We start from the raw sequence: 14,460 nt of genomic DNA, 5'->3' as shown, positions 1-14,460 counted from the left end.
GAGCAGTTTCACCGAAAAAATACAGATCTAAACCTATTAGGTGGTCATTTATCCTTTAGAGTGAAAAACCAGCAGGAAAGCGTAAGAAGATGGTCAACGTGCATTTAGTTCACGTAAGCTGACCGCATAATATCGGGGGACAATCCAACAACAGCATGATATTGAGGGTCTAAAAAAGTATACATTGACTTTTTCAACCCCTCAGACATTACCTTCGATTTGCATATGTAGTTGTATCAATTCTCCGTTCAACAAGCCACTCTTTTGTGCGGCCGGAAATAAGAATAGAGCTTTTCTGAAGTTCCTGAATCGAACGAACACCTAGAGCAGTCATAATAAAACGCAGCTCATTAAGCATTGATTCCACATGAACGATCGTTCGATCAATACCATCATCTCTTATCCATTTTAAAACATTTCCCGCCATACCAGCGGATTCGGCACCAAGAGCAATTACTTTTGCAATATCATGTGCATTTTGAATGCCTCCTGATGCCAAAATGGCACCAGGCTTTTCTATAGACTTGACCTCTGCAATCGATACAGCGGTGGGTATTCCCCAATTATCAAAGCTAGTCATAGGATCATCTCTTCTAGCATTCTCAATCAAAGAAAAGTTTGTACCTCCTAAACCACCAACATCAATTATCGATACACCAATTTCCTTCAATTGCTGAGCGGTTTCTCGGCTCATCCCGAAACCAACCTCTTTTACAATAACCGGAACTTCAATTTGATTAGAAATTTGCTCAATTCTTCTCAAAGCTCCTGTAAAGTTCCGATCCCCTTCAGGCATAACCAACTCTTGAATCACATTCATATGAATTTGCAAAGCATCAGCTTCTAACAAATCTACACAAAATTTCGCCTGATCAACACTTGCTTCACTTCCAAGATTTGCAAAGATTATTCCGGTGGGATTTTGTTGCCTGACGACTTTGTATGATTGCTGTTCTGTCTTATCTTTAATGGCAGCCATTTGTGATCCAACTGCCATTGGTATATGAAACATATTGGCTAATTGAGCTAACTCTCGATTTATTTTCTCTGTTGCTGATCCCCCGCCACCGGTCATAGCATTGATAAAAATCGGCGAACTCGTAGATAGCTCGCCGATTTCAGTTGACAGTGATACCTCATCAACACTAATATTTGGGAAACTTTGATGTATAAATCGTATATCATCTAATCCTGTGCCTCTGCTCTGTCCAGTACTAAGAGCATGTTCTATATGATCAAGCTTACGTTTGGAACGACTCATATTTCCACCTTCAATCTTCAAAAACAATTAGAATTTAAGTGACTTTCTTAGCTCCAAATAAAATGCTCATGCCTGCACGACTCATCTCAAGTTAAGGCTAAAAAAAGCCTTGGTGCAGCCTGGCTCTGATCGCTAAGTATTATTTTTTATATTTATCTAACTGGTCACCAATGACATCTCCGAAGGAAAAGCCTGAATTGTCATTATGCTTCTGATATTCTTTTTTAGCTTCAGCTTCCATTTTTTCTTCTTGTTCTTCCTCAAGTATCCGAATACTTAATGAAACCCGTTTCTCGACTGTATTCACATCAAGAACCTTCGCTGAAACCTTTTCTCCTTCTTTTAATACTTCACCAGGCGTACCAATATGGCGGTTTGCTATTTGTGAGATGTGTACCAGTCCTTCGACTCCAGGAGAAACTTCAACAAACGCACCAAATGCTACTAGGCGTTTCACCGTTCCTTCCACAATATCACCTTGCTTAATTTCATTAGCAACTAGCTCCCATGGTCCAGGTTGTGTTTCTTTGATGGACAGAGATATTCTTTCGTTATCTGGGTCAACACCTAGCACCTTCACTTTTACTGTATCGCCCTCGCTCACTATTTCAGATGGAGATTCTACATGATGATGTGCCATTTGAGAAATGTGAACTAATCCATCCACACCACCGATATCAACAAACACCCCAAAGTCAGTGAGTCTTTGCACGGTTCCTTCAATTACTTCTCCTTCTTTTACAGAAGAAAGGGTTTGCTTTTTCTTTTCGGTTACTTCTTCATCAATTACAGCACGTTGAGATAAAATTAATTTATTTCTTTCGCGATCCATTTCAATAACTTTTAATCGGAGAGATTTACCGCGATAATCCGAAAAATCTTCCACATAATGCCGTTCGACGAGAGAAGCCGGAATAAAACCACGTACCCCAACATCAACTACTAAACCGCCTTTTACTACATCAGCAACTTCTGCTTCAAATATATCTCCTGATTCCAAGCGTTCTGCCATTTCATCCCATGCTTTTTCAGCTAAAACTGCTCGTTTGGATAAAAGCAGTTCATCTTCCGTTAGCTTTATTACTTTGAAATCATGCTCTTCGCCTTCCTTAAGAACATCACTCACTTTTTCAACATGCAGGCTGGAAAGTTCACTGATAGGCAAAACGCCATCCATTTTATACCCTACATTAATAAACGCTTGTTTCTCCTCTACTTTAGCGACTGTTCCCTTTGTCAAATCACCTACTGACAAAGTTTTGAACTCAACCATCTCATTATTCATTTCTTCTACCATTGACATTAACCTCCCTAAATCCCGATCAACAATACGGGTCCATAAATGCTATTTATGATCATCTTTCACATAAGTGAAAGAAATTACCTGTTTGTCATAAGAGAAAGACCTAAAGGTTCAGGCTTCTAGCTGAAACCTCTTCTCCGTTATCCACACGTTTATCGTGATTGGTCTAGTAATGATTGAATACCATTCATAATTTCTTTTGTTGCTTCTTCTGGAGATGCTTTTTGTTCCCTAAGTATACTCATATTTATGGGATCACCGTATACAACCTTTAAAGTAGAAAATAACTTATAGCTACCAATAACCGCACATGGTACAACATAGGCTTGAGATCGAAGTGCAAAAAATCCAACTCCTGCCAAACCTTCACCTAGTTCACTTGTTTTACTTCTTGTACCTTCTGGAAATACGCCGATTAGTTCTTCTTCTTTTAAAAGCTTTAAGCCAGTTCTTAATGCTTGTCTGTCGCTTCCACCCCTGCGAATAGGAAAGGCTCCCAATTTTGGTAATAAACTCTTTAAAATTGGAGCATCAAACAATTCTGCTTTCGCCATAAATCTCGTCTGTCTATTAATAAATGCACCTACTAGTGGTGGATCTAAATAATGAATATGATTACTGCACAATAAAACTCCGGAATTTTCTGGAATCTTATCCTTATCTATAATGAGTACACGGTAAAAAAGACGAAAATAGACTCTGCAAATAAATTTACCGAAATCGTGTAATCTACTCCACATTATAATCCCCCTTATCAATAAGGGCATTGATTGCTTCAACAACCTCATTTATGGTCATCGATGTCGAATCAATTTCTATTGCATCTGATGCTTTTTTCAAAGGGGCTACTTCTCTTTCTGAATCTAATTTATCTCTTTGAGCTATTTGCTTTTTCAAAGATAAATAGTCAGATTTAATTCCTTTAGAAACCAGCTCCTCATGCCTTCGTGTAGCTCGCTCTTCTACGGTAGCCGTTAAAAATATTTTCAGTTCTGCGTGAGGCAATACAGCAGTTCCTATATCACGACCATCCATAACAGTTCCTCCTGCCAAAGCAAGTTGCTGCTGTTTTGCTACCATTTCTTTTCGAATTTCTCCATGCTTTGCTACATAGGAAACCTGACCGGTAACTTCCGAAGAACGAATTTCTTCGGTGACATCTTGTTTATTTAAATATATATGCAGGACGCCGCCTTGATTTATTAGTTGAATGTCCGTTTTTTTAAGGAGATTCACTAATCCCGGCTCATCATCTACGTTACAATCATTTTGCAGAGCGTACCAAGTAAGTGCACGGTACATTGCTCCTGTGTCAACATAAATGAAGGAAATCTCTTCAGCAACCATTTTAGCTACGGTACTTTTCCCTGCTCCTGCTGGACCATCAATAGCTATGTTTATTCTTTTATTCATACTGTATTTCCTTTCTAGCACTACTACAAATTATGTTGTTAATATACCCCATATATTATCACATTTACATGGGAACGGTCTATTTATTCCAAAACCTTCTTTAAAATAGTTTCTTGGATTACGTATTAGAAATTTTTTCTTTTTTCTTCATTTCAAGCTGCTTTTCATAGCAAAATTGAACAATTTTTTGTCTTTCTGTATCTTCTATTTCACTAAACTGAAACATTCCTTTTAAACGTCCAGAAAATTCAATCGCACGTATAAAGGAAGCAACCACTGGAACATACTCAATGGTTCCTGACTGATGATGAAGGGAAAGCCAGGTATTTATTTTTTGATCCGGCTGTAACGTTGGTTCTTTAGGAAGAATCAATGCCATTCCACCACCACTCAAATCAACACTAACGGTAGTAAAAGCTTGAAATTCCCCCCGCATAGAATGGACGGCAACATCTATAGACGCGTCTACACGGAAATGTTGGCGACGTTGAATTCGTATATAGTAATCCTTCCCTGGATCGCTTAACATCAGCATCGGTACCTTCCCATTAGATTTACCGAGAACTTCTGTATCAAACATGTAAATAGCCTGATCATTACCTTGTATCCAAACTCTAAATTGTGTACCTTCAAAAAAGAAACTTGCTTTGTGAAAGTTTTTCTCTACAGGGAAGTCTATATAAATTTTGTCTGTTTCAGCATCTAAAATTCTACTTTTAAAAACTTTTTTTCCACTCTCTGGATCATTTAATTCAAGATTTATCGTATTCCCTATTTTAATCAAATGAACCTTCCTCCCCTTGTTCAATTTACTTCACGATATGTAACATTCTATACTAAAAATAATTCTCCTGCATCTCTTGCTCTATTACTACTTAATTATATCAAATTCAGACACCAATCGTGTAATGATCCGATTAGAAACATTAGTTTTAAAAAACACGCCCCGTCTTTTATTATATACAGCGTGAGCTTTTGTCACCCCGTGTAGCACCTCTGTAATTTCGTTTAGGTGCTGCTAGAAAGGAGGGCTGATTTCTTTAGATGCACGTGGCTTAAAGATACCTTGCAAGAAAAAACCGTTAAGAGTTTTACTCCTAACGGTTGAGTTTTAATAATATTGATGGTTTTCTTTTTTAAAGATGTTCAGCCCTTGAAAATTCGTTCAGGGTTTTGCATTTTCTGGACTACCTCTTCGCGGCCACTTTTTGCATTGATAAAAATGCGGAACGTATCTTTATCAATGACGCCATAAAACTCATGACATAAAACTTCTTCCTCTAATTGATTTTCAATCACTCCTAGATGATGCTCTTTCACATCCAAGTGAGGATTTAGATTTTCCTCGGCCTCCTCCTGGGTCAGGGAAACTTCTAGGTCTCGGTCTTTTTTATGATTAGCCAAATATGGAAAAGCTTCAAAACCAATTACGTCGCCTTGATCAAGTGCAACTTCTAAAACAATCGCATCTGAATAAATTCTTACATCGTCTTTTAATACAACAAACTCAAAGACACCAATATTGTCATATTGTTTACTGTCAACCAATTGCATGCTGTCATATTCATTTCTTTCTAAAAAGGCTTTTGCCTTTTCCGATGCCTCACTTAAACTAATTTTTTGTTCTTCAACTTCTCTTTCATTGAGCATCCAAACTGCATGACCACCTTTTTTCGTAATGTCCATTGTTGTCGTAGTATCATGCTTTTCATCCGGAACAGTTACGGTATAGGCCTCATATTCCAAACCTTCACCAGCCATTTCAATATCTATGTTACCTTTATTCCCTGAGTCAAGAAACTTCGCAGCCTTATCTCTTGCTTCTTCTTCATTTATCTCTTCACCACTTAAATTCTCAGCAATTTCCTTTGCATTGGATGATAAGTGACTATCTCCTGCACCAAAATCAACTTCGGAGAACGCCCCTACTTTTTCATCAATGATGTGAAATCCATCTATGATAGAGTTATCTAACGGCTCGTCTTGAGCTTGCAATTGGTCATTAATATCCATCCAACGAACATCATCTTTCAAAACCTTTGATTGAACATTTCTCATTTCAGTTTGTATCTCTTCTGATTGACTATATAATGTTTGTAAATTCTCATACTCATCTTCTGTCAATGGTTCTTCGTCGAAGTCTCTAACCGCATGGCGGTAAGAAAATTCTCCAAGTTTATATAAAAATTCTTCGGTTTTACTGAACGACGAAAGAACCAATGGAAATTGACCAATATCATTTTGCGCTTCCGAAGTAATCTTCCACACCTCTGACAAAGAAGGAGATAATCTTTCCTTTGAATTCATTGCTAGTGTTGAACCAAGTTCGTCATTTATTAAGTCTACACGGTAGGTTAAGTCATGAAAAGCTCTTTGGTACGTGTTTTCCCCTTGTATTACCAAGGCCTCTTTTTCTTGATGTTCATTATAGCCCCAGACTCCAGTGCCAATAACACCGGCGGCTAAAACGCCTATTAAAATATTGCGTATCATATTCTCACCTCACTTTAATTATTCGCAAAATACGTGCTTGCCGATCTGTTTTATTTGTGGTCTCCCCCATATCCATGCTGAAGTAGCTGTGTCCGGGTTAAAATAATAGAGTGCGTTTCCAGTTGGGTCTTGCCCATTAATAGCATCTAAGACAGCTTTTTTAGCATCTTCATTAGGCGTTAACCAAATTTGACCGTCTGCAACGGCTGTAAATGCCCTTGGTTCAAAAATGACGTCTGTAACAGTATTTGGGAATGTTGGGCTTTGTACACGATTTAAAATAACCGCCGCTACAGCTACTTTTCCGACGTGAGGTTCTCCTCTAGCTTCACCATGTACCGCCTGAGCCATGATGTTGATGTCATTATCCGAATAACCCTCTGGAACGTTTACTGCTTTTTGAATACTAACCCCATCATCTTCCTGTGGGACTGCTTCCTCAGGAGCCGGTGTTTCATCCGGAATATCTTCACCTGGATAACGCTTTGGTGTTCCTTCTTCAGGCGTTTCCGCTTCTGCTGGAGGTTCTGGTGCTGCCTGATCAGGTGCCTTTTCTTTAGCTGGTTGCTTCGTTTCCTGTGTATCTTTTTTTGGTTTAGGGTCCTCTTTATCTTTACCGCCTTTAGGTCCTTTCTGTATATTCTTATCTACGCCTCCATAGTAAGTAAACTCCCTTCCTTCCCTTAACATCCGATGTACAAATTCCTTATCAAACTCTGTAGCTTTTTCAAGCATACCTTTCATTTTTTGTCCTACTAAACCATCTACCTCTAATTCAAATTTTTCTTGGAAGTTACGTACTGACCAATAGGTCCCCCACCCAAAAACACCATCGATATCTCCCTCGTAATAGCCGTTGTATTGAAGCCTGGCTTGAAGCTCAACGACATCTTCACCTGTAGCGCCTTTTTGAACCACTTGATCTGAAAAAGCATCTGTGTCAACTGGCAGAGCCATAGTAAACAAACATACGAAAGTAATATAAAACAAGAGTTGTTGGATCGTTTTACCTTTATACCACTTCATCTAAATCCTCCTTCTATCATGCTCGTATATCACAATTATTTGGAATACATCTAGTTTTATCTAAAGTTACGATTTTATTCTAAATCCTTGTTTCTAAAAATTTGAATAGTTATCACATAAGTTTGAAGAATTACTGCTTACTTCCGTGTCGATCCATAAGTCGCCTCGAGCAATTGCTCCATGGGATATCACTTGGATCTTAATTTGTTGGTAGAGAATACTACTATTAAAAGATAGTTAAACAAAAAAAATACAAGGCGCAATCGCCTTGTATTTTTTCTTTATTCAGGTGTAACATCTAAATCAATTTTAGTTTCATTTCCGCAGACACAACGTTTAAATCCCGTGTCAAAACCGCCTAATTCATTAGGTCGTCCGCGAAGGATATATTTCTCTCCGCATTCTTGACAACGAATTGTTACCTTATACCTATGTTTCGTTTCAGGCAAAAAGATCACTCCTTTTTCAACATCCATTCTCGTTTTAAGCATTATAACGTGTTTAAAAGTTATTAAATATCACTATACAACGAAAGAGGGGGTAGATTCAAGAATTCGAGTCCTTTAGCCTGTAACATCTTTAATAATGTGAAGAGCTTGATTCTGATTTGCTTTTTTAATATTCCTTAAAGCTACAATCCATAAACAAACCATAAACGGAGCCAAAGCATATATCCAGTGATTAAGGCTGGCCAAAATCAAATTATAAAACCCATGTAACACAATAGGAATGAATAAAGCTAGAAATAAATACCTGTTTCGTTTATTTATATGAAACTTCGCTTTACCAAAATAATAGCCCATTACAACTCCGAATAATGCGTGACTTGTAACCGGAAAAATTGCACGGTAAAATGCAGTATCTAGCCCATTAGCTAATATAAAGAGAATATTCTCAATCGATGCAAATCCTAACGCTACAGCAGTGGAATAAACAATTCCATCATACCGTTGGTTAAAATGTACATGGTAAAAAACTGCAACAAGAACAATAAACCATTTAATGAATTCTTCTACAAAAGCAACTTGAAAAAAAGTAATTAAAAGAGAAGAATTAAAAGTAGTTTCTTCCGTAATGACAAATTGAATGAACATCACAGGGAACACTAAAAGTGCCCCAAAAATAAAACAGCGTATAACCATCAAAACAGGTTCTTGTTCAAATTCATCTTTTAAATAAAAAAAGATTAAAAGTGCTATAGCAGGAGTGATTGCCACTGTTATAATCGAAAGCATAGCAAATTTCCTTCCCCTGTAAAATTAAATATTGCCACGGACATTTTTTATTAACTACTACTATAGTAGAAAAAGTTTACGCATAATGCAATAATAACCTTGTGATTCAAATCATACTTAAAGGAGGCCTAAAATGAAAAAGATACTTATTTTACATACAGGTGGTACGATTGCTATGAGCGAAGACGTTCAAACAGGAGAAGTGAAACCAAATTCTAATAACCCCCTTCATGACACAATCATGAAAATGGAAAACGTTTCAATTTCTGTTGAAGACTTTTTAAATGTTCCTTCTCCTCATATGACGATCGTGAATATGCTTTCGCTAGCCAAAAGAATTGATGAAAGAGTGATAAATGAAGCATTTGACGGAGTTGTTATAACTCACGGCACCGATACATTAGAAGAAACAGCATATCTTTTAGATTTAACGGTGATCTCCTCGGTTCCAGTAGTAGTAACTGGGGCAATGAGATCCAGTAATGAGCTTGGCTCAGATGGCCCTTATAACCTCTTGTCATCCGTTAGAACTGCAATGAGTGATCAAGCTCACGATAAAGGGGTTCTAGTTGTACTTAATGATGAAATCCATACAGCTAAAAACGTTACTAAAACTCACACAAGTAATATTGCAACCTTTCAAAGTCCACAGTATGGACCAATTGGTATTGTTACGAAGCGTCACGTACAATTTCACCAATCACCAACAAAACAAGAGACTTTTCCCGTTGAAAAAATGTCTAAAAAAGTTTTACTTGTAAAAGCAGTCGCAGGGATGGAAAAAGAAGTCTTTGATGCAATATGTAATATTCATATGGACGGCCTTGTCATTGAAGCACTTGGTCAAGGCAATGTTCCACCTGAGCTTGTATCTGCAATTGAAAAACTTGTTCAAAATAATATTCCTGTTGTTTTAGTTTCCCGCTGTTTTAATGGAATCGTTCAAGATGTTTACGGATATAAAGGGGGAGGAAAACACTTGAAAGATATTGGGGTCATTTTCACCAATGGACTAAGTGGACAAAAAGCTCGAATAAAGTTAATGGTAGCCTTGGAAAGCTCATCAGAAACAAAGTCTCTCCATTCTTCCTTTGATCTATAATCAAAATACTAGCGTTTTGATGAAGTTTAATAAGAAAAACATGTAGCGTCTTATTTAAAGCAAAAGAACTGCTTTCTTAACCATAGGGTTTAAAAAGCTCGAAGTAGCAAAGGCGGCGACTCCGCAAGGACGAACTTTCCCGAGGAGGCTGAAGCACTGCCCGCGGAAAGCGTCCGCCTAGAGCGGATTCGAGCCCCTCTGTTCGGTAGCATAAAACCTCTCTTCTTCCACCTATATTGATGTTTTTTTCTCTACTAGGTAATCCGCGATGATTTCTCCGTGATGTCTGCCATTTTCTATAAAAATTTCATTGGCATTGTTTCCAGCTGCAATAACTCCGGCTATAAAAATATTATTTACATTTGTTTCCATCGAAGAAGCGTCAAACTCCGGACGCCCTGTTTCCTCATCAATCATAACACCTATTCCACGGATAAAAGCATGGTCAGGATGGTAACCTGTCATTGCAAAAACAAAATCAGCATTGTGCGTTTCGATTGATGTCCCGCTTTTTGAAACAATCGTATCATCTTTTATCTCCATAATTTCTGTATTAAAATGCATACTAATCAATTTGTTTTTCACCAATGATGCAAATTCTGGTAAAATCCACGGCTTGATACTTTTAGAATACTCTTCCCCACGATAATAAACATGTACTCTGGCACCTGCCTTTTCCAGTTCCAGAGCAGCATCAATCGCCGAATTCTTCCCACCTATAACAGCCACATCCTGATCGAAAAATGGATGTGCTTCATGAAAATAATGATATACGTGTGGTTTTTCCTCGCCATGTATACCCATGAAATTCGGCGAGTCATAGTAGCCCGTTGCAATAACAATATACTTGGATATGTATTTTTTTGTTTTACCGGATCTTTCTTTTGTCTCTAATATAAATGAGTTGTTTTCTTGTGGATCTATAGAAATAACTTCTTCATACGCATTAATTCTAACTTTTTTATCTTTAACTACCTGCCTGTAATATACGAGAGCCTCGTTTCGTTTTGGCTTTCTTTCAGTACTGTAGAAAGGAATGCCACCAATAGACAATTTTTCACTCGCACTAAAAAACTGTTGATGGGTCGGATATTTGTATAATGAATGAACAATATTGCCACGTTCAATGACTAAAGGGTTAAAACCTTTTTTTTGCAATTCAATGGCCGCGGATAATCCACAAGGTCCCGCACCTACAATAATAATATCTTCCTTCCTCATGTTAGCAACCTCATTTCACGAATCAAAAAGAATCCCCACAAACATAAGGGATTCCATCTGAATTTATTTAAAAAGATGGTATCGTCCTGTTCTAATTAATCAATAACCTACTGAAAAAACCTTACAAAACTACCGCTCGTTTTTCTATCATTGATAATAGATTAAATCCAGCCTCTAAACCTGCTCGCTTCAGCCATTTTTCTCACGCCTACCATATATGAAGCTAATCGCATGTCCACATTTCGAGTGGTTGCGACACGGTAAACATTATCAAAAGAACTTACCATTACTTTTTCCAACTTAATCGCTACTTCTTCTTCTTCCCAATAAAATCCTTGGTTATTTTGCACCCATTCAAAATAAGACACCGTAACTCCGCCTGCACTGGCTAATACATCAGGAACTAGTAAAACTCCACGATCATTTAGTATCTTGGTTGCTTCCATTGTCGTTGGTCCATTGGCCGCTTCCACAACAATGTTAGCTTTAATTTTATGCGCATTTTCTTCTGTAATTTGATTTTCTATGGCAGCAGGAACTAATATGTCACAATCTAATTCTAATAGTTCTTTATTTGTAACCGTATCTTTGAACAGTTTGGATACCGTACCAAAGCTGTCACGTCGATCTAATAAATAATCTATATCAAGTCCTTCTGGATCGTATAAACCACCATATACATCGGAAATACCTACCACTTTAGCTCCTGAATCATGCATGAATTTAGCTAAAAAACTTCCCGCATTCCCGAAACCTTGGATAACAATTCTCGCCCCTTCTAAGTTAACGCCCTTTTTTTTGGCTGCTTCTCGAATGCATATCGTAACACCTTTTGCTGTGGCAGACTCCCTACCGTGAGATCCTCCAAGAACAAGAGGTTTTCCGGTGATAAAGCCAGGAGAATCAAACTCCTTCATACGACTATATTCATCCATCATCCAAGCCATTATTTGTGAATTTGTAAACACATCTGGTGCCGGGATATCTTTAGTTGGGCCTACGATTTGGCTAATTGCACGAACATATCCCCGACTTAAACGTTCAATTTCACGGAATGACATTTCTCTTGGATCACATACGATCCCGCCCTTACCACCACCGTAAGGTAAATCCATAATCCCGGCTTTCAAGCTCATCCATATCGATAAAGCTTTCACTTCAGTTTCTGAAACATCCGGATGAAATCTTACGCCTCCCTTAGTTGGTCCAACAGCATCGTTATGCTGGGCACGATACCCGGTAAATATTTTAATTGAATCGTCATCCATTCTAATTGGAATTCTTACAGTCATCATTCTAAGGGGTTCTTTCATCAACTCGTAAACCTCGTCAGAATAACCGAGTTTTTCTAAGGCTTGTTTAATAACAATTTGAGTTGATTGCAATACATTTTGGCTGGACTTTTTGGCTTCCTTTACGTTCTTCTCTGTATTTTCCACCTTTTCGCTTCCTTCCATTGATATCACCTCTGCAGATCTCCATAGTTTATGAACTTTTCAGTTACTCTATCTACCTCTAACTATAAAGAAGTTATGGCTATAATTCCACTTTTCTTTCCATATACTTTATATTTTCTCAGATACATTTCAGAGCACCCTCGCGTTTAACCAATGAATGTATAGTCTATGTTCTAATTAGAAAAAAACCCATTCAAAATGGGTTTCAACAAAAATATTTAATTAAATTTTTGACAGCATTTTTAACGATAATTGGATTTCCATACGCCTCAAGAAGAGCTTTAGTATGAGTGGTACGGTTCCCATATTCTTGAATCAACGGTTCGTAATATAGCATCTCATCAGTAGAATAAATCTCGGTAGGAAATAATAAATAATAGTTGTTTTCATAGCTATATAACTGGCCTTCCTGAACATTGATTCTGCTTAGTTCAACTGCAAGATGAATGACATCATCCAGGCTCTCAAAACGATAAATAAATGGATCAGTACTAGAAACAGCACTTGAAATATCCCAATCCATACTAATTTCATCATGATCTTCCACTAATTCTTCTGTTTTAGTGACAATAATAACAATTCCCTGACTAGGAACAGAGTATACTTCCACAACAATAGGACCATCTGGATCAAAATCGAGCTTTACACTTGCCTCTGTAATCATATCCCGAAAAACTTCATCAATAACTGGGGTATCAAACCATGTATTCTCTGTTGAAATCCCACGTTGATCGAGATCATCATACGTTAGAAATATTTTCATTTTATCATAAGCTAATCTCTCAAGACGCATAGAACACCCTCCCTCATTCTGTTCCTTTTTCAGAAAAGAGGTCCTCTCTCTTATCGTGATTATGATAAAGTATGTTATTCATAAAGAAAGGGTTCCATAGGGTTTATACAAAGTTTCAAGTTCATAGCTTTTCTTTTAACCACTTTGTCCATTCCTCTTCAGAATCTCCAACAAAAAATGAATTATATTTTAAATCATCTGTGCTATAGAGACCTTTTATTGCATGTCCTCCAACACCTACAGAAAGATACGAAAAATCATTATGGAGGTTTTCAGCAAGCTGCATCGTATTTTTTAAATATTCACTCATTGTGCAAGAGATGATAATCATTTTCGGCTCGACTTCATTAACAACCAGAAATACATCATCTTCAGGAATTCCTGAACCAAGATAAATGGTCTCATACCCTCTACGCTTCAAGAAAAATGTAAATATAAGTAATCCTATTTCATGTCGTTCTTCTGGTCCGCAAACGCAGATAACTTTAGGTAACAGACCATTAACAGGTAAATTATGAAAAACCATACCAATTTTCGTCCGTAAAAAAGAAGTCACGAAATGTTCATGCGCTGTAGTTATTTCTTTTTTTTCCCATTTGTCACCGACGTCTGCTAAGATCCCTCCAAGAATGTTAATAACAACTTTTTCAGTGGAAAACACACCAAAAGCTTGATCTAGAAGTTCATTACTTTTTGTTTCATTAAATTTAAGTAATGATGACAGTAAATCTTTTTTTAATTTTCCGATTTGATTATAATTAGCTGTCTCTTCCTCCATAACTTCCTGATAGTCATGCTTGTCCAATAATTCGACTGCTTGGCTGATCGTAAATCCATTATCAACTTTATTAATAATCCATTTTAGTACTTTTAATTGTTCATCTGTATACAAACGATGCCCGGCATCATTTCTGACAGGTTGAATAAGTTGATATCTTCTTTCCCAGGCTCTCAACGTACCAGGATGGATGCCAAGCAATTTAGAAACAGCTTTTATGTTGTATTTACCTGCCTGATCTTCCAAATCCGTTCACCTACTTCGTTCTAAGTATAAAGATAATAATATCAAGTATACGTTATTCTAATTATTGTGTAAAACCCGTACAATGTTTGTACAGGTAACGAAAATGGTTCGCCGATATTTCATCCTTGATCA

14 protein-coding genes are annotated in these 14,460 nt (G+C 37.3%); 1 reads left to right on the top strand and 13 read right to left on the bottom strand.

All coding sequences use genetic code 11. The features are described from left to right. Positions 1–208 precede the first annotated feature (208 nt). From fni to prsW, 9 genes are all read right to left on the bottom strand, one after another. Positions 209–1,261 (bottom strand): type 2 isopentenyl-diphosphate Delta-isomerase, encoded by a 1,053-nt coding sequence (gene fni / locus CEF18_RS03605; RefSeq protein ID WP_110935229.1) that lies wholly within the window; start codon positions 1,259–1,261, stop codon positions 209–211. Between the two features lie 139 nt (positions 1,262–1,400). After that, entirely contained in the window at positions 1,401–2,558 is a 1,158-nt protein-coding gene (gene rpsA, locus CEF18_RS03600; RefSeq protein WP_110935228.1) for a 30S ribosomal protein S1, read from the bottom strand. A gap of 158 nt (positions 2,559–2,716) precedes the next feature. Next, positions 2,717–3,304, bottom strand: a complete 588-nt coding sequence (locus CEF18_RS03595) for a lysophospholipid acyltransferase family protein (protein ID WP_110935227.1) — start codon at positions 3,302–3,304, stop codon at positions 2,717–2,719. Beyond that, positions 3,294–3,977: a (d)CMP kinase gene (gene cmk / locus CEF18_RS03590; RefSeq protein WP_110935226.1), complete on the bottom strand. Its 684-nt coding sequence runs from the start codon at positions 3,975–3,977 to the stop codon at positions 3,294–3,296. The genes CEF18_RS03595 and cmk overlap by 11 nt, the downstream gene beginning before the upstream one ends. A 118-nt stretch (positions 3,978–4,095) precedes the next feature. Further along, entirely contained in the window at positions 4,096–4,761 is a 666-nt protein-coding gene (locus CEF18_RS03585) for a flagellar brake protein (RefSeq protein ID WP_110935225.1), read from the bottom strand. A 362-nt stretch (positions 4,762–5,123) separates the two neighbouring features. Beyond that, entirely contained in the window at positions 5,124–6,470 is a 1,347-nt protein-coding gene (ypeB, locus tag CEF18_RS03580; protein ID WP_110935224.1) for a germination protein YpeB, read from the bottom strand. Positions 6,471–6,488: 18 nt separating this feature from the next. After that, complete coding sequence (gene sleB / locus CEF18_RS03575) at positions 6,489–7,496, bottom strand: spore cortex-lytic enzyme (RefSeq protein ID WP_110935223.1); 1,008 nt, start codon at positions 7,494–7,496, stop codon at positions 6,489–6,491. Between the two features lie 281 nt (positions 7,497–7,777). Further along, the gene (locus CEF18_RS25695) at positions 7,778–7,945 is read right to left on the bottom strand and encodes a hypothetical protein (RefSeq protein ID WP_223292219.1); all 168 of its coding nucleotides are present in this window, start codon (positions 7,943–7,945) and stop codon (positions 7,778–7,780) included. Positions 7,946–8,059: 114 nt separating this feature from the next. Beyond that, positions 8,060–8,731, bottom strand: a complete 672-nt coding sequence (gene prsW / locus CEF18_RS03570) for a glutamic-type intramembrane protease PrsW (protein ID WP_110935222.1) — start codon at positions 8,729–8,731, stop codon at positions 8,060–8,062. 133 nt (positions 8,732–8,864) lie between these two features. Here prsW and CEF18_RS03565 point away from each other — a divergent pair, with 133 nt between their 5' ends. Next, positions 8,865–9,833 (top strand): asparaginase, encoded by a 969-nt coding sequence (locus tag CEF18_RS03565; RefSeq protein WP_110935221.1) that lies wholly within the window; start codon positions 8,865–8,867, stop codon positions 9,831–9,833. Positions 9,834–10,064: 231 nt separating this feature from the next. On the opposite strand, the gene CEF18_RS03560 is transcribed toward CEF18_RS03565, so the two are convergent. From CEF18_RS03560 to CEF18_RS03545, 4 genes are all read right to left on the bottom strand, one after another. Beyond that, complete coding sequence (locus tag CEF18_RS03560; protein ID WP_110935220.1) at positions 10,065–11,054, bottom strand: YpdA family putative bacillithiol disulfide reductase; 990 nt, start codon at positions 11,052–11,054, stop codon at positions 10,065–10,067. A gap of 161 nt (positions 11,055–11,215) precedes the next feature. Beyond that, on the bottom strand, positions 11,216–12,511 hold the full coding sequence (locus tag CEF18_RS03555; RefSeq protein ID WP_110935219.1) for a Glu/Leu/Phe/Val family dehydrogenase: 1,296 nt from the start codon (positions 12,509–12,511) through the stop codon (positions 11,216–11,218). A gap of 205 nt (positions 12,512–12,716) precedes the next feature. Beyond that, positions 12,717–13,304 (bottom strand): adaptor protein MecA, encoded by a 588-nt coding sequence (locus CEF18_RS03550; RefSeq protein WP_110935218.1) that lies wholly within the window; start codon positions 13,302–13,304, stop codon positions 12,717–12,719. 121 nt (positions 13,305–13,425) lie between these two features. Further along, on the bottom strand, positions 13,426–14,328 hold the full coding sequence (locus CEF18_RS03545; protein WP_110935217.1) for a MerR family transcriptional regulator: 903 nt from the start codon (positions 14,326–14,328) through the stop codon (positions 13,426–13,428). Positions 14,329–14,460 lie beyond the last annotated feature (132 nt).

The sequence above is a fragment of the Salipaludibacillus neizhouensis genome (assembly GCF_002886185.1).
In the GTDB taxonomy this organism is placed as follows: domain Bacteria; phylum Bacillota; class Bacilli; order Bacillales; family Salisediminibacteriaceae; genus Salipaludibacillus; species Salipaludibacillus neizhouensis.
This window is presented reverse-complemented; position numbering and strand designations above follow the sequence as displayed.